A 22387-nucleotide genomic window follows, 5' to 3' on the forward strand; every position below is an offset into this window, starting at 1 on the left:
TTCATGTTTAGTTCAAGTCAATTCGTTTATTTAAGAACTTGTAAGAAATATCAACAAGCAGGTTTACAATTACGAATAACAGTGAAATTACAAGTACAGTTCCTTGAACAATCGGGAAATCCCTTTGCCTGATGGCATCAATTGTCAGACGTCCCATACCATTGATCGCAAAAATTGTCTCAGTTAATACTGCACCGCCTAAGAAGCCACCAAACTCCAGACCAATAACTGTTACAACAGGAATTAGCGCATTTTTCAATGCATGGCGATAAATAACGATACGCTCCGATACACCTTTTGCACGCGCAGTACGGATATAGTCCTGACCGATTACTTCAAGCATTGACGAACGTGTCATACGAGCAATGATCGCTGCCCCTCCTGTACCTAGTGTTATGACAGGTAAAATAATTTGGCGCCATGAATCTCCCCATCCGGATGGGCGCATTTTTAGAAATTCCGGCAAGTCCAAACCGAATGGCAGATTTCCTAATGCAAACCATTGGATCAGCAGTAAACCTAACCAGAAGTTCGGCATTGATAGACCGAAAAGTGCGACGATCATAATCGATACATCAGTAAGCGTATAATGACGGACTGCCGAAATGATGCCGGCAATTAAACCGATAAATACAGCAACAATTGTTGCATATACAGACACTTCTACTGTAATCCAAAACCTTGCCTGTATCTCATCCATTACCGGGCGTCCGCTGCGAATAGAGTTTCCTAAATCACCTTGCAGGGCATTCCCTAAAAATCGGCCGTACTGCACATATGGCGGATCATTCAGACCCAGCTTTTCACGTAAATTTTCTACCGTTTGTTCAGATGCACCTTCCCCTGCCATTACTTGTGCAGGATCTCCAGGAATTAGGAACATCAATGAAAATACTAAAATGGAAACCCCAAGCAATACGGGAATCGTTTGTAATAAACGACGAATAATATATTTAGTCATTTACTGTTCCACCTCCTATTGTTTCATCTTCGGATCAAGTGCATCACGTAACCCGTCACCAAAAATGTTAAATGCCAATACTACGATAACAATCATCATTCCAGGAATTAATACCATATGTCCCGCATTGTGCATAAACGCACGACCATCACTTAACATTGCTCCCCATTCCGCTGCTGGCGGCTGTGCGCCTAAACCTAGGAATGCTAAACCGGAAGCTGTCAGGATCGCTGTTGCAATACGCATCGTTGCTTGTACGATAATCGGTGACATAATATTCGGTAAAATATGCTTAAAGATTATACGAATATCTGATGCACCGAGTGCTTTAACTGCATCTATGTATTCGAGTTTTTTCACTTGTAATGTTGACCCTCGGACAATACGGGCAAATGCTGGTATCGAGAATATCCCTACCGCAATAATTACGTTGATTAAGCTACCGCCTAATACTGATACAATCGCAAGTGCTAGTAAAATACCAGGGAATGCTAGCAAAATATCCATAAGACGCATCGTAATTGTATCAATTGCCCCTCCATAGTACCCGGCTACAATTCCTATTACGACTCCGATAATTCCACCAATAAATACGGATAAAAATCCAACAGTCAACGTAAGCTTTGTTCCGTTAACAATACGGGAAAAAATGTCTCGCCCAAAGTTATCCGTACCGAACCAATGCTCCTTTGAAGGTGGTTGTAATTTGTTTAAAATATTTTGAGCATTTGGATCTGTCTTTACTAAAAATGGTCCAAATATCCCTACTAAAATGATAAAAAGAATGATCAATCCACCGACTACTGCCGCTTTATTCTTTAATAAACGCTTCATAAACGTTTTAAAAGCTTCTGCCCGGGGATTGCTTTTTCTCACAGTAGAAGGATTTTGCTCTGTTTGTGTTGTACTCAATATAATTCACCCTTTCAAAATTTATTTTCCTTCTTACAACAATATTAAATTTGTATAAGCATTAGTATATAGAGTGAAATCTGAACATTTCAACATAATATTTTTTTACTAAAATTCAGAATATTTTAATATTTTTATATTTTTTAGTACAAAAGTTATACTCACATAATATACTTTTATTTGGAAATAAAACTAAAAACTTGATTTCGTTATATTTTTATCATTTTTCTGAATTTAATAACATTATAATAAGATACTATAAAATACATAATTTTTCTACTTAAAAAAGTTTTTTTCTTTTTTGTATTTGATGCTTTGTAATCATGTGCTATTCTATTAACAGAAATTACATTTTTGTAATATTCTAAAATCAATTAATTGGGGGGACTTCCAACATGTCATTTTCTAAAAAGTCGCTATGGATGCTGCTTCTTACATTTACACTTGCACTTGTGCTAGCTGCATGTGCCGGCGGAGATGATTCAGAAGACACATCATCAGATAGCGGAGATACTGGAACTGAAACAAATTCTGACTCTGGTACTACAGAGGAGGCTGCGGCTGGCGGCGACTTAATTATCGCCGAGTTATCTGATGCAAGCTCATTGGATCCACATGGTTCAAATGACGTACCATCATCCAACATCCAATCAAACCTTTATGAAACATTAGTAAACCGTGATGCAGACGGGGAATTAGTACCTGGTCTTGCAGAATCTTGGACTCAAGTAGACGATGTAACTTGGGAATTCAAACTTAAACAAGGTGTTACTTTCCATGACGGTGAAGAATTTAATGCAGAAGCAGTAAAAGCATCATTCGACCGTTTATTAGACCCAGAAGTTGCATCTCCACGAGCTTTCTTATTTGAGATGGTAACAGAAGTTAAAGTAGTAGATGAATCTACTGTTCAATTTATAACTGAATACCCGTTCTCACCATTACTTGCTCACTTAACGCATAATGGTGGTAGTATTATTTCACCAAAATCAATTGAAGAAGATTACGCTGCAATGGAAGCTGATTCATCAGTTAAAGCTGGTTCTGTAATCGGAACAAACCCTGTCGGTACTGGTCCATTCAAATTTGAGAGCTGGACTCCAGGTACTGAAATTAAATTAGTTAAGTTCGAAGAATATGCTGGCACTCCAGCACACATTGATTCTGTAACATTCAAAGTAGTACCAGAAAGTGCTACTCGTGTTGCGGAATTACAATCAGGTTATGCACACATTATCGGTGCAGTTGAGCCTGGTCAAGTAGCAAATGTTAATAGTTTTGACGGCGCTTCTGTATTGGAAACTGCTTCTTCATCTTTAACATACCTTGGTTTCAATACTGAAAAAGAACCTTTCAACGATCCAAAAGTACGTCAGGCAATTTCTAAAGCAATCGACCGCCCGACTTTAATCGAAGGTATTTATGAAGGCTACGGTATTCCTGCGATTTCACCATTAGCTCCTGGTATTTTCGGATACACAGAAGATGTGACTTCTATGGCTTACAACATGGATGAAGCGAAAGCATTACTTGCAGAAGCAGGCTATGCGGACGGCTTCGAAACAACAATTTGGACGAATGATAATCCAGCTCGTCAACAAGTTGCCATTGTTTTACAAGAAAACTTGAAAAAATTAAACATTCAAGCTGAAATCGAAGTAATGGAGTTCGGTTCATACTTGGAAAAAACTGCTGCTGGTGAGCACGATATGTTCATCTTAGGCTGGTCTAACCCAACTGGTGATGCGGACTACGGTCTATATGCATTATTCCACTCTTCACAACATGGTGACCCAGGTAACCGTTCATTCTACACAAGCGAAAAAGTAGATGAATTATTAGAAAATGGTCGTCGTGAAGCAGATCCAACTGCACGTGAAGCAATCTACAAAGAAGCTTTACAACTTATCTCAGACGAGTCGCCAATGGCATTCGTATTACACCCATATACTTTAACTGGTGTATCTGATCAAGTTTCTGGCTTCAACGTTGGTACTGACAGCATCTATCAATTACGTGACGTTAAAATTAGCGAGTAATTGAACATAAAAAAGCATTCCTTCAAGAAATTCTTGATGGAATGCTTTTTTTATGCGACTATCGGTCTCGGTTGATCCAGCGTATGCAGTGCGATATGTGGTTGTGGTACTTCTTCTACAGCTGAATCCCTTTGCAGCTGCAGTATTTCTTCAAATGTTTTCGGGTTTGGGGCTGGCATTGCATCGATTGGTAAAATGAGTCCCTCATTCCCGGCATAGCTTTTCAACATTTCATTAGCCATAATCCGATAGCCTAGCTGGTTTGGATGCACATCCGCCACATTCGGCAAATATGTTGCACGCTGCGGTTCAAATGGTTCATATACATCCACAAATATATAGCCTGCTCTTTCCGTTTCCTGCTTCAATATCGTATTTAAAAGCTGTACCGCCTCTACCGCTCCCTCTGCCTGTTCATTATGAACACTTACATAAGGAAAATAATAGCCAAGTACATAAACTGTCGCTTTCGGTGCCTTTTCAATAATTAGCGAAAGCAGCTCCCCCATTTGGGTACGCACTTCATTTAATGCGAAATTCGCGTTAAGCTGATTAAAAGCGATTGTCCCCTGTTGCGGGTTATGGGTAATAAGCGGCAAAAGATTATTCGCTCCGGCTGACAGTGTGATTAATGTAGCTTCACTTAGTAATGGTGCAGCTTTTTCAGACTGAACAGTTTCAATGACATTTCCAACACGGTAACCCGGGAAAGTAAGTTCTTTTGAAAAATGTCCGAGCTTGCCATTGCGCTCCAGCTGCAAAGCAATGTAATCGGTATAACCTGCATCAATTTGACTGTAAGGTGTTTGCCCTGCCGCCAAAGAGTCGCCAAGTGCAATATAAACTTCCCTTTCATCGGCTAATGCTCCCGTTGGAAACAGAGCAATACAAAAAATAAGACTGTATATTATTTTCCGCATTTATTCACCCCACTTCAATTGCTAGAATGCCCAATTACCTTTTCTGAAAATCGGTTCTGTTGTACCATCTGCCAAAATCCCGTCAATATCCATGTCAGCACTGCCGATCATGAAATCTTCATGTGTGATCGATGTATTAATCCCCAATGCTTCCAGTTGACCCTTTTCGAGTTCCTTGCCCCCTTCATAGCATGTCGGATATGCTTCTCCGATTGCTAAATGGTTAGAGGCATTTTCATCGAATAATGTGTTGTAATATAAAATATTTGATGAAGAAATAGGTGATTCATGCGGCACTAATGCTACTTCACCTAAATATGAAGATCCTTCATCTGAAGCAACTAACTGCTGTAATAAGTCCTGGCCTACCTTTGCCTCAACATTCACGATCTTACCTTTTTCAAAAGTCAGTTTGAAATCATCAATAATATTTCCTTTATAGACGAGCGGTTTTGTATTTGATACATAGCCGTTCACACCATATTTTGCAGGCAGCGTAAAGACTTCTTCTGTCGGCATATTCGCGATGAATGTCGTACCATCAGGTGCTTCGCTGCTTCCGCTTTTCCATAAATGTTTGTCCGGAAGTTCAATCGTCAAGTCTGTCCCAGGTGCCGTATAATGGAGCTTCGCATATTTTTTCTTATTCAGCATATCTGCACGTGTGTGTAAATTTTCAATATGAGTTTGCCAGTTCGCTACGGCATCCCCTTCACCAATACGCACTGTTTTGAAGATAGCATCCCACAATGCTGGAACTTGCTCCTGTTCCGGTAAATCCGGGAATACTTTTGCCGCCCATTTCGGCGAAGGAACAGCGATAATTGACCATGCAATATCATCATTCATAACAGCTTTACGGTAGTTCACTAATGCTGCCCCGGCTGCTTTTTGCTGTGCGCCGATTTTCGCAGAATCAATACCTGCCAGTAAATCCGGATTTTCCGCATCGATCCAAAGAAGCGCACCTTTACGTTCAATTAATTCTTCACGTTGTGCAACAACCCATTTCGGAAAATTAGCTGTTTCTTCCACCGTAACATTTTCATAATAAGAACGCTCAAAGCTGGCATCCGTTAAGTTTACATGAACACGGCTTGCACCGGCTTCATATGCTTTTTTAACGACTATGCGTGTAAATTCAAGCGTATCCGTAGATGTGTTGATTAATAAATATTGCCCTTTTTGAATATTTACACCGATACGAACGGCTAAATCTGCAAATTGCTCTAACTTCTCTTGGAATGTCATAAATTATTTCTCCTTTTTCTTACTGAAAGTCATACCTTTTTTATTGGACTTTGGTTGATACGGCTTTTTCACTGCTGCTTTGCTTGCTGCAACAGGTGCCGCTTTCGATGTTACTGTCTTTGCATTCCCCTCGATTAGCTGTCCTTGAGTCCATACTTTTTGAACACCTTTTAAGGAAAGATCGCGCAACCATTTTTTGAATGTCTTTTCGTCTTTGTACGATAATAATGTCAGTACTTCTCCGTCTGCACCGGCACGTCCTGTACGCCCGGAACGGTGTGTATACTGCTCGATTGTTCTTGGTACATCAACATGAATAACATGTGTTAAACCTGAAATATCTAAACCTCGTGCAGCAATATCCGTCGCAATTAAAATGCGTGCTTCCCCTTTTCGGAACGCATCCAGCGCTTTTTTACGCTCATCTTTTTTCATATCCGAATGAAGTGCTACAATCGGGGCATCACGATATTCCAGCTTGTTCTGTTTCATTAATACTTGGTCGATGTTATTAACAAATGCCAATCCGCGCAATCCTTCAATATTAGCTAAACGACGAAGCATATCAGTTTTGTCACGCTCTTCTACTTTCACAAAAGAGTGGACAACTTTACCGAACTTCACCATATCTTCCGGCTTTATTTCGATGCTGATCGGCTCGAACATTAAGCGCTCTGCTACTAATTTGATTTCTTCAGTAATCGTAGCCGATACGACAACGACTTGACGTCCGAATGCAGCATTCTCGATAAACGATTTTACGACAACACGGTACTCGCGGCTAAGCAGCTGATCGCATTCATCCAAAACGATTGTCTCGATTTCTTTAAGTTTTAATTTACCTTGGCGTGCCAATTCATTCAGACGACCTGGCGTCCCGACAACAATCGTTGGCTTTTTCTTTAATTTTTCGATTTGGCGTGCCGAGTTCGCACCGCCGATTAGTTGCTGCACAGTGATATCTGTTCCTGCTGTCCAGTCACGGATTACTTCAACGATCTGCATCGCAAGCTCTTGTGAAGGTGCAACGATCAATGCTTGAGTTTGTTTCTTATTACCGTCTACTTTATTTAAAATCGGTAAAGTGTAGGCTAGTGTTTTTCCTGAGCCTGTCGGAGATTCTGCTACGATATCTTTTCCCTCGACCATCGCAGGAATCATTTCCTCTTGTATTTTCATTGTCGTTTCAAACGACCATTTATTTTGAAGTGTTTCGTTTAATAAGCTAATTGCTGACATATTGTTTTACCACCTTTTATTCGTTGGCTTTAGTGTACCATATTCCATTATTAATGCGGAAATTTGGCGGAATTTCAGTCAGTGTTTGACATGAGAAAAAGGAAGTTATGTGTCAATTGAAAAATGGCTTGTTGAAGCTGGGAGATTTTCTAATAAATTCTGAGATCATCTAATATATTTTAAATTGTTCTAATAAAATGGCGATGTTCTAATATATCCGGTAATTGTGCTAATATCGGTCCGCTTTGTTCTAATATCACCTTAACTTTTTCTAATAACGTCGTGACATTTTCTAATATCCCTCAGCAATGTTCTAATAAAATTCAAACCGGATGCTTTTCTATACGATTTAGAGTAAAAAGCGCAGCCATAACCTTCAACATCAACCGAAGTTCTAATAACCTCACCGTTTTTTCTAATATCCCCTTTATTTCTTCTAATAACACTCCTCAATCTTCCAATAAAACCCCACCCGGCCCACAGCAAAAAAAGGCATGCCGGAAACTACCTTCCAGCACGCCTAGTTTCTACACTCTTTCAATAATTAAAGCAATACCTTGTCCGCCACCGATACAAAGACTGGCAACCGCATACTTCCCGTTGCGTCGTTGAAGTTCATATACAGCAGATAAGATAATTCTAGTTCCACTTGCACCGACCGGGTGACCGAGTGCAATTGCCCCGCCATTTACATTCGTTTTCTCACGGTTCAGACCAAGCTCCTTTTCTACCGCGAGATACTGAGCTGCAAATGCTTCATTAATTTCCACTAAGTCCATATCCTCAATTGTTAAATTCGCACGCTCCAAAGCTTGACGAATCGCTGGAGCCGGGCCGATACCCATGATTGTCGGGTCCACACCAGTGATTCCCCATGATACAATGCGGGCTAATGGCTTTAATCCTTGTTCATTTACAAAGTCTTCGCTTGCGACAACGACCGATGCTGCCCCGTCGTTAATTCCCGAAGCATTCGCTGCAGTAACTGAACCATCCTTTTTAAATGCCGGACGTAATTTTGCCAAGCTCTCCAGTGTACCGCCTTCTTTAATATGTTCATCCTGATCTATTAAAATCTCGCCTTTTCTCGTAGCAACAGCAACCGGCACGATCTCTTTCGCAAAAGTCCCATTCTCGCGCGCTTTTGCGGCACGTTCGTTTGAAAGAAGTGCGAATGCATCTTGTTCCTCGCGGGAAATCGTATATTGTTCCGCAAGTTTTTCTGCCGTCAATCCCATTCCTGAACCTGTATACTGGTCAGTTAATGTCGCTTGAAGCATATCTGTAAACTCCAGGTTACCTAGTTTCGATCCACTGAAACGCTGCTCAAAATTCGAATATGGCGATTGGGACATATTTTCCGCTCCCCCAGCGAGTACAACATCCCCTTCACCTAGCTGAATCATCTGAGCCGCCGATACGACTGATTGCATGCCCGATCCGCAAAGACGGTTTAACGTTAATGCCGGCACTTCCTTTGGCACCCCTGCATAAAGGCCGATGTGACGGGCTAAATATGCCGAGTTCGCACCAGTTGTAATTACACCCCCGTAAATGACATGGTCGACTTGCTCAGGCTGTACGTTTGCGCGCTTTAACGCTTCGACTGCTGTTTTTGTACCAAGCTGGACTGCATCTGTTGTTGCAAAAGAACCCCCAAAAGCTGTAAATGCTGTACGTGCCCCGTCTACGATATATACGTTTTTCATTATTCCATCCCCTTTGTCAGTACTATTTTATAATTTGTTTTGCGATAATCCCCTTCATGATTTCGGTTGTCCCTGCGTAAATTGCTGCTACCGGAATATCGCGGTATCGTCTTGCGATTTCATATTCCTCCATATAACCATAACCACCGTGCAGCTGCAGACAATCCGATACGACACGCTTGGCCATTTCGCTAATCCACCATTTGGCCATCGATACTTCCTTCACGATATCTTGTCCTGCAATATGTTTGCCAATTAAACTATCGACATATGTACGGCCAAGGTCAATTTCAGTAGCCATTTCTGCCAACTTGAATTGAGTATTCTGGAAATCGGCGATGCGGCTGCCGAATGCTTTCCGTTCTTTTACATAGTCTACTGTCAGTTTTAAGCAGCATTCCGCCTCAATCTGTGTTTCGATTGCAACAATAAGTCGTTCCTGCTGCAGTTTTTCCATTAAATAATAGAAGCCTCGGTTCTCTTCTCCTAATAAGTTTTCTGCCGGTACACGTGCATCTTCAAAAATAAGCTCGCCTGTATCTGCACTGTGCATCCCGATTTTATCGAGTTTTTTTCCGCGCTTGAACCCAGGTGTCCCACTTTCCACAATAAGCAGACTAACCCCTTTATACGCGGGAATTGCCTGCGGGTCTGTTTTACAAACGACAACAACATAATCTGCATGAATGCCATTTGTAATAAACGTTTTTTCCCCGTTTAAAATGTAAAAGTCCCCATCTTTTTTCGCTGTCGTCTGAATGCCAGCGAGATCAGAGCCAGCACCCGGTTCCGTCATAGCGATAGCAGAGATATACTCACCTGTTACACTTTTCGGTAGCCATTTTTCCTTTTGTGCAGCTGTCCCGTAAGCTTCAATATAAGGTGTCACAATATCGGAATGAAGTGATATCCCGCTTGCTAACCCCGCACCGACACGTTCAAGTTCTTCCGTTAATATAGCAGAATAGCCAAAATCCAGTGCAAGTCCCCCATATTCTTCACTCACCATTGGACATAAAAAACCATTCTCCCCAAGCTTCAGCCAAAACTCACGTGGAATATCGCGTTCCTTTTCCCATTGTTCAAAATACGGATAGGCCTCTTTATCCAGCATTTTACGTAATGCTTTTCTGAACATTTCATGCTCTTCTGTATAAATGTTCATTTTCCCGCCCCCTTTGTTTTTTCTGAATATTATTACATTTCAATTTTAACAGGCACAAAATATGGAAACAATGGTTTTCTAAGAAATATTATTGCACTATACAGAAATTCTTGTAAAAAACAAAAAAGAGTTGCCAGAATACTTCATGACAACTCCCGGTATTAACTATTGTTTAAAAGTAAAATTGCTTTCCTTGTATGGCCATTTACTTGTTCTAACGCAAGTTTTACTCGCTCATAATTTTCGTTTGTTTTTAGCATGACAATTGCCGGCTTCACCGCGAATTTCGTTTTTTCAAGTACCGCTTCCGCTTCCTCATATTTGCAGTCCGTCGCATCGATGACAATTCTTTTTGCCCGCTCTATTAATTTTTTATTGCTTGCATGTACATCGACCATTAAATTTTCGTATGCTTTCCCTAATTGCACCATCGTTGATGTACTAATCATATTTAAAATCATTTTATGTGATGTAGCTGCTTTTAACCGCGTTGATCCTGTTAATATTTCCGGCCCTACGACAACTTCGATCGCTTCATCCGCATAACGGCTTACTTCAGAATTAATATTGCTCGTCAAACTTACCGTGTAGGCACCGACAGATTGGGCGTACTCTAAAGCACCCATTACAAAAGGCGTCGTCCCGCTTGCCGTTATACCGATAACAGAATCGAACCGCGTTATGTTTTTTTCCTTTAATTTGTTGAAGCCATCTTCCAAACGATCTTCCGCATTTTCAACTGCCTGGAAAAATGCTTCCTTTCCTCCTGCCATAATCGTCTGCACCAGCTCCGGGTCAGTCATAAAAGTAGGAGGACATTCAGATGCATCAAGCATTCCTAAACGACCACTAGTACCCGCTCCGATATAAAAAAGGCGGCCACCGTTATAAATGTTTTCAACCACTCTTTTAATTACTTTTTCAATGGTAGGTAAAACTTGTTCAACACTTTTCACAACGAGCATATCTTCTTTATTCATGATTTGAAGTATGTCCGAGACAGGCATTACATCCAAATCCATTGTCTTATCATTTCGTTTTTCAGTCGTTAATTGATCGTAATTCATGTTATCTCACCTTCCAATAGACGCCATGTTTGTTGAATCGTTTGTTTAACTTGATCACTTACTTCAATATTATTTTCGTGTAAAGCTAATAAGTATGCTCCAACTGTCCCCGAAATTGTTGGCTTTAAAGCGACCAAATCAGGAAACCGTGATGAAAAACGGACGGTAAACTTTTCATAAAATGAATCATTCGAAAATAATCCCCCGTGTAATACAACCGGTTTCGTCCGATCGATTCGCGAATACGCACTCTCAATAAGTTCCATTAATGCTTCTTGAACTTTATCGACAATGGATTTTGCTAATTGATCTTCTTCAATAGCTTCCAGCACGATTCTGCTCACAGAAGAAATAGCTGTGACGGGATTTGGGCTGCCATAAATTACTGTAATGAGCTGGTCTGGTGACAGCACATTAAAATGGGTCAATATGTTTTCCTGAAAAGGTTTCAAAGGGACTTTGCCATCTTGTGCATCCAATACGGAACGAATGGCAAGCTTACCTAAATGATAGCCGCTTCCTTCATCACCCAGTAAATAGCCCCAGCCACCAACACGAAATGTTTTTTGCTGCTCATAACCGAATATAATTGCTCCGGTTCCGGCAATAAGTAAAGTACCTTCCCTGCCCCACGATCCCGCTGCCAATGCGGCATGGATATCACTCTGGATTTTAAGTTTCTCAAGAACTGGTGAATGCTTAAATGCATCATATATTTTCTGTTGTTCAGCTTGTCGATCTGCACCTGCCATTGCAGCAAACACCATTTCCACATCGGTTAATGCTGCCCCTGTCTTTATTAACAACTGGTCGATTAATTCATTTATAAGTGTGTACAGCTGCTCTGTTGAAATCGCTGTTAAATTGCCTGAACTTCCTTTGGCAACTGCAAGCAAATGGCCACTTTCATCACCGATTACGGCGGTTGTTTTCGTGCCGCCACCGTCTATACCAATCCATAGTTTCCCTGACATATACTCACCTTATCTATTCATTTTCAAGTGCAATTAAGTTATGCACAATTCGCCGAAACCGTTGAATTTCACAACTGCGTCCAAAATGAACGCGATTTGTTAACAATATAATTGCTAATTGCTTCTCATCCGATATCCAAATTGAAGTGCCTGTGAAACCGGTATGTCCAAAACCATCCCTTAAGTATTGACCGGAAAATGAAGGTGCTGAATATAATTGCCACCCTAATCCACGCTGTTCCTCATGCTGCCTAGTAAAACTTTGTTTCGCTAATTGTTTAGTCTGCTCGTAAAAAATAGAATCGGTATCTTTCATAAAAGCTTGAGCAAACTTCGCCAAGTCTTCAGCAGTCGAAAACAATCCGGCGTGTCCGCTTACTCCGCCAAAATGCAGTGCATTTTCATCATGCACTTCACCCCACTGATGTTTGTTTAAATAAGTACGATATTCAGTTGCAGCGATTTTTCCCTGTAACTGGGCAGACGGATTAAATCCGGTATTGTGCATATGTAGCGGCTGAAAAATATTTTTACCGGCATAGTCCGCTAATGACATTCCTGTAACCTTTTCGATGAGCATTCCTAGTAAAATATAGTTCACATCACTATAGATCACCTGCTGCTCAACATTTTTCCGTTCTGTTTCCTGAGCTATTCGTTCAATGACATCCGCGTATGCGACTTCTTCTTTATAAAACTTGATTTCAGCCTGAAAGCCGCTCGTATGTGTTAATAAGTGACGAACCCTGACTTCTTCATGCATGAGCTTAAGTTCCGGAAAGTAGTAGCCAATCGAATCATCCAAATCAATCAAACCCTGCTCAAGCAACAATAAAACTGCGCTTGCCGTTGCCGTCACCTTCGTTAATGAAGCACAATCAAACATCGTCTGTTCCGTCATTGGAATTTCTGGTTCCGTATGGGCCACACCGAATGCTTTGCAGTAAAGAATATCTTTTGCATTTGCTACAGCCAGTACTGCACCAGGCAGTTCTTTGTTTTGGATCGCTGTTTCAATAAACTCTTCTACTCGTGAAAAAGACATAATTCCCCTCCTATTTGATTGCCCCTTCTGTCATACCTTTTACGATATGGCGTTGGAAAATCGAATAGAAAATGATGACTGGAATAACAGCGATACATAGCCCGGCAAATAGTACGCCCCATGCACTATCATACTGTGCGTCTATTTTCAGTAAATTCATCGCAACACCTAACGTATTTTTACTTTCTGTTTGCAGTAAGATTAACGCCATGAAAAATTCATTCCAATAAGAAATGGCATTCAAAATTGTAACTGTTATAATTCCCGACTTGATGAGTGGTGTCACAATTTTAAATAGAATTCCATATGGACTCATACCATCGACGACCGCTGCTTCTTCCAGCTCTTTAGGAATATTTCCAATGAACCCGACGAGAATGAAAATCGTAAACGGTACATGTGAAATCGCATAAACAAGTGATAACGCCCACAAGTTATCCAGTAAATTAAACTTCATTAATAAGAAAAATAGCGGGATCCAACCTAAAACGGATGGAATCATCATTGACGCCAAATAAACATTGATCAGCACTTCACCAAATTTTGAACGCACACGCTCCAATGCGTAAGCTGTTGGAATCGATAATAAAAGTGTTAAAAAAGAACCAAGTACTGTAACAAAGAAACTGTTTAAAAATGCTCGCCCGATATTGTAGTCATTCCATGCGCGTTCAAAATTTGTAAAACTAAAATCAGTCGGCATTGACCATGGTGACGTGAAAATTTCTGCATTCGATTTAAACGCACCCATAAACATCCATATTAATGGGAAGATTACGATAAACGCCCATAGGATTAACGGGATACGTACTAATATTTGTGAAACTACTTTCATCTAAATCCCCCCGTTAATATTCGACTTTTTCTTTTTTCAAAATAAACTGTGACACAAGAACAGTAATGAGCGATACGACCAGGATGAGAACACCAATTGCTGCACCATAGCCAAATTGGAAGTCTTCAAATGCGCGCTGGTATAAATAAGACCCCATTACTTCTGAAGCACTACCCGGTCCACCACCTGTCATTACTTGCACAAGTACAAACGAACCGTTAAGAGACGTAATAATAATATAAAGAATCGATGTTTTAATTTGCGGCCAAACTAGCGGAACCGTAATATGCCAAAATTGCTGCCATTCGGATGCGCCATCAATATCTGCAGCTTCATACAAACTTTTCGGTACATTCGAAATACCACCCATAATAAGAAGCATAAATAATCCAATCCCTGCCCAAATTGCCGGAATCGCTATACTAGGCAGCACCCATGTTTTATCCCCTAACCAAGGGCGGGCCCATTCTGTCAATCCGACCTGATTTAATAGGCTGTTTACAATCCCCATGTTCGGATCATAAATAAACTGCCATAAAATCCCGATCACTACTACGGACATAATATTCGGAAAGAAAAATACAATCCGGTAAAATGGCGCTTCTTTAATTTTCAACTGCGTTAATGCCACTGCAAAAAATAGAGCTAGTGTCATAATTCCAATGACTTTTACAAATACGAAGAAAAAGTCATTTACGATCGCCTTCACAATAATGGAGTCATTCCATAGACGAATATAATTATCTAAGCCGACAAATGTTTTATTGGCACTTGTTCCGGACCAATCAAAAAATGAGTAATACAAACCGCCTAACATAGGATATACAGTAAAAATTAAAAAGAGCAGAAACGTCGGCAGTAAACAAAATGCTAAAAACAAATATTTGCTTTTTGATGAAAATGTCATTGTCGATACTCCTTTCTCTATTGATTAAATAAGGTTGCTAAAAAGCTTTTAGCAACCCCATTTTCTTCCCCTAATTTTCTTAGTTTAGTTCCTCTGCTTTTTTCACCATCTTATCGACGAATTCTTCAGCAGTTATATCACCAAGTAAGATATCAATTATTAATAATTTAATTTCATTTGTAATTTCAACTGCAATTTTTTGCTGTTCAGCATCTGGTGTATAACGTTTATACGTATGAACAGCACCTGGATTATTGATCATTTCATTAATATTTTTCAAGAAATCCTGAACATTTGTATTTGAAGATAAATCAACGTCTTTCATGTTCATAATCGCACCTGTTGATTCAGCAAATGCCTGTGCATATTCTTCCGTAAAGATGAATTCTAAAAATGCTTTCGCAGCTTCCGGATTTTTCGCTTTTTCGGCAATTGCAATTGTACGAATATCCGGTACAAGCGCTAATGGCTGACCTGGATCATTCATCGGTGTTGGTGTAAAACCAAACTCAAAACTGTCCGGTGTATCATTTTTCATTTCGTTCGGTAACCAGAAACCTACTGGAATGTAAGCATTTTTATGCATTAAGAAGTTCATTTGTGATTGCGTATGATTGTAAGCTGCAAAACCGCTATCGATTACGCCTGCTTTTGCAATTTTCTCTACCTTCTTCAACACTTCAAGCGTTTCAGGTTTTTTCCAAGCTTCAATAACACCGTTGTTTAAATCATTTAATAACTCTTCACCGCCTGCTGCAGCAAATGCAGGATTCAATACGCCACGGTGGAAGTATTGTGTATGTTGACCAGTCGTTACAAATGGCGCAATTTTTGTATCGGCTTTAATTTTTTCCATAGAACTGATCCAGCTGTCAAAGTCAGTTGGTACTTCCCATCCGTTTTCTTCGAACCACTTCGTGTCATACCAAGTTCCCCAAGTATCGAATACTAATGGTAAACTATAGATTTTCCCGCCATCTACTTCTTCTGCTGGCGAAATAAAGCTATCTAATAATGGTGTACCATTTTCAAGTGTAATTCCTTTTGCAAATTCACTAATATCCATTAACTGACCTTCAGCGATCATTTGTGTTTCACTAGCTCCAGCACCATCGATGTATACGACATCAGGTGGTGTTTCGGAAATCCAGCGTGTGTTCATCTCTGTATTAATATTTGGACCTGCATGTTCTATAATTTCCAAATCCGGGTTCTGTTTTTGGAAGTCTCCTATAACCTGCTTCCACCATCCATCACCATATCCTCCAACAAAATATTGAATTTCCAGTGTACCTGACAAACCATCCCCTGTATTTTCTCCAGAAGTATTATCCGATGGCGCTGTTGATTGTTCAGTAGTGCTGTTTCCTTCATTGTCACTGTTTGATTCCTCGTCATTCGAACACGCAACGAGCAATAACATTAAACTCATTAATGCTACTAAAAACCAAGTCTGCTTTCTGTTTTTGATAACAAACATACATTACACCCCTTCATTTTCATTATGTTAACTATATGAATATAGTCAGCACCGATATTAACGAGAGAAACCTTTAATTACCTCGAGTGTGCGATTCAGCGCAATAATCGAGTTATCATAGTTTAGTGTTGCTATTCCTGTATATAAAATATCAATTAATGTCAGTTGGGCGATGCGTGATGCGGTTGCCGAACTACGAATATCCGCTTCATTAGAGACAACGTAAAGAGCATAGTCTGCCAAGCTCTTTATTGTATTTCGCTTATTTTGTGTCATTGTAATAATCGTTGCTTGATTTTCTTTTGCAACTGTAAGGGCGTTTATAATTTCCTTCGTTTCACCCGAGTACGAGATTGCGAATACAACATCCTCACTCGTCGCGTGAGTTGCGGCAATAAGCTGACCATGACTATCAAAAATCGTTTCGCAGTTTTTATTGATCCGCTTCAATTTGTGCTCGAAATCCTGTGCAACGATTGCTGAAGCGCCGATACCAATAAAGATGATCTTTCTTGCATCGTTAATTTTGTGGATGATCTTTTCAAATTCTCTTTCGCCATTAATCATGAGCGTTTTTTTGATTGCATCGATATTGTGCATTTGAATCGTCTGTATCATTTGGAGTATCGTTGAATCTTTTTCTAATTCAAAGTTGTGGTTGTGTGGAATTTCCAGAGTAGGCGCTGAAGCAATACTTAGTTTTAAATCTTTGAAACCGGAAAAGTTTAATGCCCGGCACATCCTCACAATGGTTGCTTCGCTTGTTTTAGCTTTTTCAGCCAGCACAGCAATCGGCATGCGAATGACATCGTCTAAATGATTTAAAATATATAAAGCCACGTTCCTTTCAGCAGGTTTCAGCAACTCCATCCCCGATCGTATTCTTTCAATACTATTTTCCAAGTTTATAACCTACTCTCAGATAAAATGTTGTAAAACTTCCTTTTTAATGTAAAATATATGAAATTTAACTTCATAATAAAACCTATTTTGCTAGTCGTCAAGATTTTATTTAAATTTTCTGAAAATCAAAGGGGATAAATGTTTTATTTTATTGGTAAATTGACTATTGCTATAATATTGTAGAAATTCAATTATACGGTGGTGAATCTTTATGAAATACGCAATTTTGAGCGACTTACATTCGCATTATAAAAATACGAAAAAGGTATTAAACCATATACAACAAGTAGCGCCCAATGCAGAGATTATTGGATTAGGAGATTTGTTTGAATGTAAAATCGGCAAGAAAAAGGCTCAAACGGTTCGGCATGCACAGCTAAAGGATGCTGCGATCATTGATGAAAGGTTTATGAGCCTCTTAACATTCCCTTCAATTATCGGGAATCAGGAAGAACGTATTGCTTTAGTTACAGGGGATGAGCGATTTCTGCAATACGAAAATGCGCTTGTAATTGAGCATGCCACTTTAATTCATGGGCACCAATTCGAATGGGATGAAACATTCAATCCTACCTTCCCGAACATTGAAACGCCATTACTGTTTTTTGGACATAGTCATGAAGCAGCGATCTATAAAGATGGGCTACGTCACTCCGTCCCTTACGATATTCCATTGGCAGTCGGAAAAAATCAATATCAGATTAATGTCGGTCCTGTTGTAGATAATAAAGAATGGTGTTTATATGACAGCGAGGAAATGACGGTTACATTTATGCAAGCACAATAGGAAAAGGCTGTCCCAAATCAGGACAGCCTTTTTAATCTTTCATTATAACGGACTATAAAACATCCGGTAGCTCGGAATCCATGCCGAACTTTTGGCGGAAACCGCATTTTTTACATAGCTCTTCAATTGCTTCACGACGCGAAAAACCATCAACTAAGTTTTGCGCACGGTCTGTAGTAATAATGTCGCCGAACTTCTGATCGTGGACATTTCCTAAATTAATGACACCCTCGCCATCCAAACAGCAAGGTACAACAGAGCCGTCTACTAAAATAGCTGCATGTGTACGCAATGCATGACAGAAACCTTTACCCTCATCCGCTTTTTCAAGCAGGCTCGGCCAACGGAATTCATGGTCTTGGTTTAAATAAATATTTTTCGCAATTTTTACGCCTGAGCCCATTTCTACGCGCTCTTGAATTTCATAGTCAAGCCCATATTCTTTTTCAAGAATTTCAAGTGTTTCACGGTTTCTGCGGTTTGCCAGCTCGGAAACATTATTACGCTGCAAATTCCATAAGCGGTAAGAAATAATGACATTATGTTTTCGTACATCCCGTACAAATTCCAAAATATCACCTAAGTACTTTTCACGGTTTTCAGAACCTTCATGGCCATCAAAGCTATGAAGTGAAAAATTTATTTGTCTAAGTGCCGGTTTGCCCAGCAGCTTTTCACGGTTCTTTTTAATTAATGTCCCGTTTGTCGTAATATTCACTTTAAAGCCTTTTTCATGGGCAATATCGAGTAACTGCCCGATGCGCGGATGCAATAATGGCTCCCCTTTTACGTGTAGGTATATATATTTTGTATAGCCGCTAATTTCATCTAAAATATGAGCAAATTGCTCTACCTTTATTAATCCTTTTGCTCGCTCTGTAGGTGGACAAAAGCTGCATGCTAAATTACATACACTTGTAATTTCGATATACACTTTCTTAAAAGTTTTCAACGCTCGTTCACCATTCCTTTTTTTGATCCTAAACAATACTTCTCATTGTAACAAATTTCTTATGTAAAAAGGAAGCTGTGTGTTTGTATACTTAAGATAATTCACTAAGCAACCCTTCTTATTTACGTACTTATGAGATACCGGTGGGTTTTGGCGGGAGCCGCATAGCAGCAGTAAACAAAAACCGCCTAGAAAATGAAAAATTCTAGGCAGTTCGTATTTTTATCCGCGGTACCTTACAGATAGGCCTTTAAGGAATTTACGGGCAAAGTTGTCGCCGCATTCTTTGTAGTTACGGTGACCCGGTTTACGCATAATGGCACCAAGCTCGCCTTTTGATACAGCAATGCCACCGTCATCAAGCACATCCAGCATCTCTTCTGTTGTCAGCTGGCACGCCACTTTCAGCTTTTTCAGCAACATGTTGTTCACATGGTCCGGTTTTTCCTGCACTGGCGCTGGCTGCCCTTCTTTTTTCGGCATCGGTCCACGTTTATAAGTAATTAATCCATTAAAGAACGCTTCTAAGTTTTTATGATTCACCTTCATCTGATCATAATCAGCAGGTGCTTCCTCATCTTTTTCCAAAGACTTCGTTAAAATTTTCGGCATATCCTCCGGTGAAACCGTAACGCCGCCTAATTTAAAAATTTCGATCATTTCTCTATTTTTCAAATCCAATGCATATCGTACACGGATTAAAATATCATTATTATCCATAATTGCCTCCATCATGTTTTGCTAACGCCTATTATACCAGACGACAGGGCAGGTTTGTTAGCTGGACTCTTTAAGGACTCGTTTTTATAAAGGATAGGAAAATGGCTCCTATTTTAATCATGAAAAAAGCCTCGACAAAAAAACGAGGCTCGCGTATTTTAAATTGTCTGTTTTGGTCTTAGCGTATGTTTCAGTACTTTGCCGGAAGCATTACGTGGCAATTGATCGATAAAGTCGACTTCAAACGGAACTTTATACTTCGCAAGCTGTGTCATACAATAGTCCAGCACGTCCTGCTCTATTAAATGTTGGCCTTCTTTCAATACAACAAACGCCTTTGGAACTTCACCATACACTTCATGAGGGATTCCTACGACCGCAGCCTCTAGAATTTGAGGCATTTGGTAAAGTACCGCCTCCACTTCGATCGGGTAAATGTTTTCACCGCCGCGGATAATCATATCCTTTTTACGGTCTACAATATATAAATAGCCTTCCTCATCAAAACGGCCTAAATCTCCTGTATACAGCCAGCCATCTTGAATCGACTTTGCAGTTTCCTCCGGTGCGCGCAAATATCCCTTCATTACTTGAGGACCTTTTACGCAAATTTCACCGACTTCTCCTAATGGCACAAGATCTCCATTTGCATCACGCAGCTGAATTTCAGTCCGCGCTAACGGTTTACCTACTGAACCGATCTTAAATAGTGCTGCATCATCGAGCAAAGAACTCGCTGCAGGTGTATTTTCCGTTTGCCCGTACAAATTCTGTACTTTTACATTCGGGAATGTATCCTTCAGACGCTTAACAAGCTCATACGGCATCGGTGCCGCCCCATAGCAGAACAGTCGCAATTGACTAAAATCATAGGACTGCAGCTCAGGTTTGTTCAATAAAATTGTATACATCGCCGGCACACCAAAGAAAATAGTAGCCTTTGTTTCAACTAGATTTTTCAATGTCTGATCCGGTGAAAAAGCTTCTTCTATAAGAACTGCTCCCCCTTTATAAATTGTCGGCACCGCAAATACATGGCTCCCTGCACAGTGGAATAAAGGTGTACAAATAAACATGCGGTCCTCATTCGTCATATTCATTGAGTCTGACCAGATTTGCGCTGTCTCCAAAATATTCCGGTGACTAAGCATAACCCCTTTTGGTTTTCCTGTCGTTCCGGATGTATACATCACAACGGACGTGTCTTCTAGCTCTAACTGCGGCAATGTTGAAGAAACGCTACTTCCATTAATAATTTCTTTAATTTTTGAAAGCGAAAGGATTTCCTGAAAACCATGTGTCGTAAGATCAATCGTCGCTTGCAGTTTTTCATCATATACTAAAATTTTTGCCTCTGAATGCTTAAAAATAAAGTCCACTTCAGGAGGAGCCAGCTTTGTATTTACAGGCATTACGGTTAAGCCTGCGAGCTGCACACCATAATAGACAGCCATAAATAAATGGGAATTGAGCGCAAACTCTGCTACTATATCATCTTTTTGAAAACCTTTGACGATCAGATAACCAGCAATTTTTCGCGAGTTACTCAAAAGCTCTTCATATGACCATACTTCATTTTCAAATTGAATAGCCGTTGCATTCGGTGTCTTCAGAGCTTGTTCAACTAATGCCTGTAAAACTGTCATTTAAAATCCCCCTCATTATACAAATATCTTAATATTCTAAATTTTAACAATTTCAAGCTGCTTAATGCAATATTTTCTGTTGTTTATTTTTTAGCACCTATTTGAAAATTTTAAAATCCGCGAATGATAAAGGTTTATTTTGGATAAGCTAGTTGTCAAATAAAGCTAATTGATCCATTTTATTTGAACATAAAAACATTCAGAGTGGACAAATTAATGATGAAGACACAAAAGGAAAGCAATCATGCGCCTTTTACTTCACAATTGCTAAATCAAAGAGGAGGAAAAACTATGCCAGCTTTAGAGGTGAAATGTACTGTATCAGATTGCTTTTTCCATGCTAAGGGGAATTTTTGTGGGGCCGAAAAAATTGAAATCGATATGGAAAGTATAACCAACAAAAAAGAGCGGTCGGAATTTGCTTCTGACTTTGATTTGCAAGCCCCTAAACAAAAAGAAGCCAAGTCTTCTAGCGACACTTGCTGCAAAACCTTTATTTGTAAAAAAGATGCAGAAAAGCGTCACTAAGTAATTTTGAAGAAGCTGTCTAGAAAGTGTATACCACTTATTTAGACAGCTTCCTTTTTATTAATGATTTAATGCGGGCCGTTACCACCTAACTGTCCATTGCCAGGCACTTCATTAACCTTGTAAGTACCACTGTCGACTTCCAGATTTTCCGTTAAAGGGCGAAGCGGCATTTCATCAGTCGTCTTTACTTCCTGTTCTTTGGCAAGCATAGCAAGTGTTTCATTATACGAAGGACCTGAAGCGGCATTCAAACGCTTGACTTCATTAACATCTGTTCCTGCTTGTGTGAAATTTTTTTCGCTCATTCATCCACCTCCTCAACTATTAGGATGTACGATGAATAA

General features: G+C 39.9%; 21 protein-coding genes. 3 read left to right on the top strand and 18 right to left on the bottom strand.

What is annotated here, in order from left to right:
• Positions 1–7: 7 nt before the first annotated feature.
• Together MKY27_RS15355 and nikC are read right to left on the bottom strand one after the other, a co-directional pair.
• Positions 8–961: an ABC transporter permease gene (locus tag MKY27_RS15355; protein WP_339196124.1), complete on the bottom strand. Its 954-nt coding sequence runs from the start codon at positions 959–961 to the stop codon at positions 8–10.
• A gap of 15 nt (positions 962–976) precedes the next feature.
• On the bottom strand, positions 977–1873 hold the full coding sequence (gene nikC / locus MKY27_RS15360) for a nickel transporter permease (protein WP_339196126.1): 897 nt from the start codon (positions 1871–1873) through the stop codon (positions 977–979).
• Positions 1874–2268: 395 nt separating this feature from the next.
• Here nikC and MKY27_RS15365 point away from each other — a divergent pair, with 395 nt between their 5' ends.
• On the top strand, positions 2269–3912 hold the full coding sequence (locus MKY27_RS15365) for a glutathione ABC transporter substrate-binding protein (RefSeq protein ID WP_339196127.1): 1644 nt from the start codon (positions 2269–2271) through the stop codon (positions 3910–3912).
• A gap of 50 nt (positions 3913–3962) precedes the next feature.
• Here the strand turns inward: MKY27_RS15365 and MKY27_RS15370 are convergent, their stop codons facing one another.
• From MKY27_RS15370 to MKY27_RS15425, 12 genes are all read right to left on the bottom strand, one after another.
• Positions 3963–4832, bottom strand: coding sequence for an SGNH/GDSL hydrolase family protein (locus MKY27_RS15370; RefSeq protein ID WP_339196129.1), 870 nt, complete (start codon positions 4830–4832; stop codon positions 3963–3965).
• Between the two features lie 21 nt (positions 4833–4853).
• On the bottom strand, positions 4854–6083 hold the full coding sequence (locus MKY27_RS15375) for an aminopeptidase (RefSeq protein WP_339196131.1): 1230 nt from the start codon (positions 6081–6083) through the stop codon (positions 4854–4856).
• Positions 6084–6086: 3 nt separating this feature from the next.
• Positions 6087–7322 (bottom strand): DEAD/DEAH box helicase, encoded by a 1236-nt coding sequence (locus MKY27_RS15380; RefSeq protein WP_339173678.1) that lies wholly within the window; start codon positions 7320–7322, stop codon positions 6087–6089.
• A 527-nt stretch (positions 7323–7849) separates the two neighbouring features.
• Positions 7850–9031 (bottom strand): acetyl-CoA C-acetyltransferase, encoded by a 1182-nt coding sequence (locus MKY27_RS15385; RefSeq protein ID WP_339196133.1) that lies wholly within the window; start codon positions 9029–9031, stop codon positions 7850–7852.
• A gap of 22 nt (positions 9032–9053) precedes the next feature.
• Positions 9054–10196, bottom strand: a complete 1143-nt coding sequence (locus MKY27_RS15390) for an acyl-CoA dehydrogenase family protein (protein ID WP_339173683.1) — start codon at positions 10194–10196, stop codon at positions 9054–9056.
• A gap of 161 nt (positions 10197–10357) precedes the next feature.
• A complete protein-coding gene (gene murQ, locus MKY27_RS15395) occupies positions 10358–11263 on the bottom strand; it encodes an N-acetylmuramic acid 6-phosphate etherase (RefSeq protein WP_339196135.1) in 906 nt (301 codons plus the stop codon).
• Entirely contained in the window at positions 11260–12237 is a 978-nt protein-coding gene (locus tag MKY27_RS15400) for a BadF/BadG/BcrA/BcrD ATPase family protein (protein ID WP_339196136.1), read from the bottom strand. The genes murQ and MKY27_RS15400 overlap by 4 nt, the downstream gene beginning before the upstream one ends.
• A 13-nt stretch (positions 12238–12250) precedes the next feature.
• Entirely contained in the window at positions 12251–13282 is a 1032-nt protein-coding gene (locus MKY27_RS15405) for a serine hydrolase domain-containing protein (RefSeq protein WP_339196138.1), read from the bottom strand.
• A 10-nt stretch (positions 13283–13292) separates the two neighbouring features.
• Positions 13293–14117 (bottom strand): carbohydrate ABC transporter permease, encoded by an 825-nt coding sequence (locus tag MKY27_RS15410; RefSeq protein ID WP_339173688.1) that lies wholly within the window; start codon positions 14115–14117, stop codon positions 13293–13295.
• A 13-nt stretch (positions 14118–14130) separates the two neighbouring features.
• Entirely contained in the window at positions 14131–15024 is an 894-nt protein-coding gene (locus MKY27_RS15415) for a sugar ABC transporter permease (protein WP_339173689.1), read from the bottom strand.
• A 79-nt stretch (positions 15025–15103) separates the two neighbouring features.
• Positions 15104–16504: an extracellular solute-binding protein gene (locus MKY27_RS15420; RefSeq protein ID WP_339196139.1), complete on the bottom strand. Its 1401-nt coding sequence runs from the start codon at positions 16502–16504 to the stop codon at positions 15104–15106.
• A gap of 57 nt (positions 16505–16561) precedes the next feature.
• Positions 16562–17407 carry a MurR/RpiR family transcriptional regulator gene (locus tag MKY27_RS15425; protein ID WP_339173691.1) on the bottom strand — a complete coding sequence of 282 codons (846 nt, stop codon included), beginning with the start codon at positions 17405–17407 and terminating at the stop codon, positions 16562–16564.
• Between the two features lie 211 nt (positions 17408–17618).
• Between MKY27_RS15425 and MKY27_RS15430 the strand changes: the two genes are divergently transcribed.
• Complete coding sequence (locus tag MKY27_RS15430; RefSeq protein WP_339173692.1) at positions 17619–18194, top strand: metallophosphoesterase family protein; 576 nt, start codon at positions 17619–17621, stop codon at positions 18192–18194.
• Between the two features lie 52 nt (positions 18195–18246).
• Here MKY27_RS15430 and MKY27_RS15435 read toward each other — a convergent pair whose 3' ends face one another.
• The 3 genes from MKY27_RS15435 to MKY27_RS15445 form a co-directional block, all read right to left on the bottom strand.
• Positions 18247–19146 (bottom strand): radical SAM/SPASM domain-containing protein, encoded by a 900-nt coding sequence (locus MKY27_RS15435; RefSeq protein WP_339196141.1) that lies wholly within the window; start codon positions 19144–19146, stop codon positions 18247–18249.
• A gap of 222 nt (positions 19147–19368) precedes the next feature.
• Positions 19369–19866: a DUF1456 family protein gene (locus MKY27_RS15440; protein ID WP_339173694.1), complete on the bottom strand. Its 498-nt coding sequence runs from the start codon at positions 19864–19866 to the stop codon at positions 19369–19371.
• Positions 19867–20024: 158 nt separating this feature from the next.
• A complete protein-coding gene (locus tag MKY27_RS15445) occupies positions 20025–21512 on the bottom strand; it encodes a long-chain fatty acid--CoA ligase (protein WP_339196143.1) in 1488 nt (495 codons plus the stop codon).
• 216 nt (positions 21513–21728) lie between these two features.
• Here MKY27_RS15445 and MKY27_RS15450 point away from each other — a divergent pair, with 216 nt between their 5' ends.
• Complete coding sequence (locus MKY27_RS15450; protein ID WP_339196145.1) at positions 21729–22040, top strand: DUF1540 domain-containing protein; 312 nt, start codon at positions 21729–21731, stop codon at positions 22038–22040.
• A 68-nt stretch (positions 22041–22108) separates the two neighbouring features.
• Here the strand turns inward: MKY27_RS15450 and MKY27_RS15455 are convergent, their stop codons facing one another.
• Positions 22109–22348, bottom strand: a complete 240-nt coding sequence (locus MKY27_RS15455; RefSeq protein ID WP_339176681.1) for a hypothetical protein — start codon at positions 22346–22348, stop codon at positions 22109–22111.
• Positions 22349–22387 lie beyond the last annotated feature (39 nt).

The organism is Solibacillus sp. FSL R5-0449 (assembly GCF_037975215.1).
Classification (GTDB): domain Bacteria; phylum Bacillota; class Bacilli; order Bacillales_A; family Planococcaceae; genus Solibacillus.

Coding starts and splice junctions, on each gene's coding strand:
- MKY27_RS15355 (WP_339196124.1), bottom strand. CDS start 961: ATGACTAAATATATTATTCGTCGTTTATTACAAACGATTCCCGTATTG.
- MKY27_RS15365 (WP_339196127.1), top strand. CDS start 2,269: ATGTCATTTTCTAAAAAGTCGCTATGGATGCTGCTTCTTACATTTACA.
- MKY27_RS15370 (WP_339196129.1), bottom strand. CDS start 4,832: ATGCGGAAAATAATATACAGTCTTATTTTTTGTATTGCTCTGTTTCCA.
- MKY27_RS15375 (WP_339196131.1), bottom strand. CDS start 6,083: ATGACATTCCAAGAGAAGTTAGAGCAATTTGCAGATTTAGCCGTTCGT.
- MKY27_RS15380 (WP_339173678.1), bottom strand. CDS start 7,322: ATGTCAGCAATTAGCTTATTAAACGAAACACTTCAAAATAAATGGTCG.
- MKY27_RS15385 (WP_339196133.1), bottom strand. CDS start 9,031: ATGAAAAACGTATATATCGTAGACGGGGCACGTACAGCATTTACAGCT.
- MKY27_RS15390 (WP_339173683.1), bottom strand. CDS start 10,196: ATGAACATTTATACAGAAGAGCATGAAATGTTCAGAAAAGCATTACGT.
- murQ (WP_339196135.1), bottom strand. CDS start 11,263: ATGAATTACGATCAATTAACGACTGAAAAACGAAATGATAAGACAATG.
- MKY27_RS15400 (WP_339196136.1), bottom strand. CDS start 12,237: ATGTCAGGGAAACTATGGATTGGTATAGACGGTGGCGGCACGAAAACA.
- MKY27_RS15405 (WP_339196138.1), bottom strand. CDS start 13,282: ATGTCTTTTTCACGAGTAGAAGAGTTTATTGAAACAGCGATCCAAAAC.
- MKY27_RS15410 (WP_339173688.1), bottom strand. CDS start 14,117: ATGAAAGTAGTTTCACAAATATTAGTACGTATCCCGTTAATCCTATGG.
- MKY27_RS15415 (WP_339173689.1), bottom strand. CDS start 15,024: ATGACATTTTCATCAAAAAGCAAATATTTGTTTTTAGCATTTTGTTTA.
- MKY27_RS15420 (WP_339196139.1), bottom strand. CDS start 16,504: ATGTTTGTTATCAAAAACAGAAAGCAGACTTGGTTTTTAGTAGCATTA.
- MKY27_RS15430 (WP_339173692.1), top strand. CDS start 17,619: ATGAAATACGCAATTTTGAGCGACTTACATTCGCATTATAAAAATACG.
- MKY27_RS15440 (WP_339173694.1), bottom strand. CDS start 19,866: ATGGATAATAATGATATTTTAATCCGTGTACGATATGCATTGGATTTG.
- MKY27_RS15445 (WP_339196143.1), bottom strand. CDS start 21,512: ATGACAGTTTTACAGGCATTAGTTGAACAAGCTCTGAAGACACCGAAT.
- MKY27_RS15450 (WP_339196145.1), top strand. CDS start 21,729: ATGATGAAGACACAAAAGGAAAGCAATCATGCGCCTTTTACTTCACAA.
- MKY27_RS15455 (WP_339176681.1), bottom strand. CDS start 22,348: ATGAGCGAAAAAAATTTCACACAAGCAGGAACAGATGTTAATGAAGTC.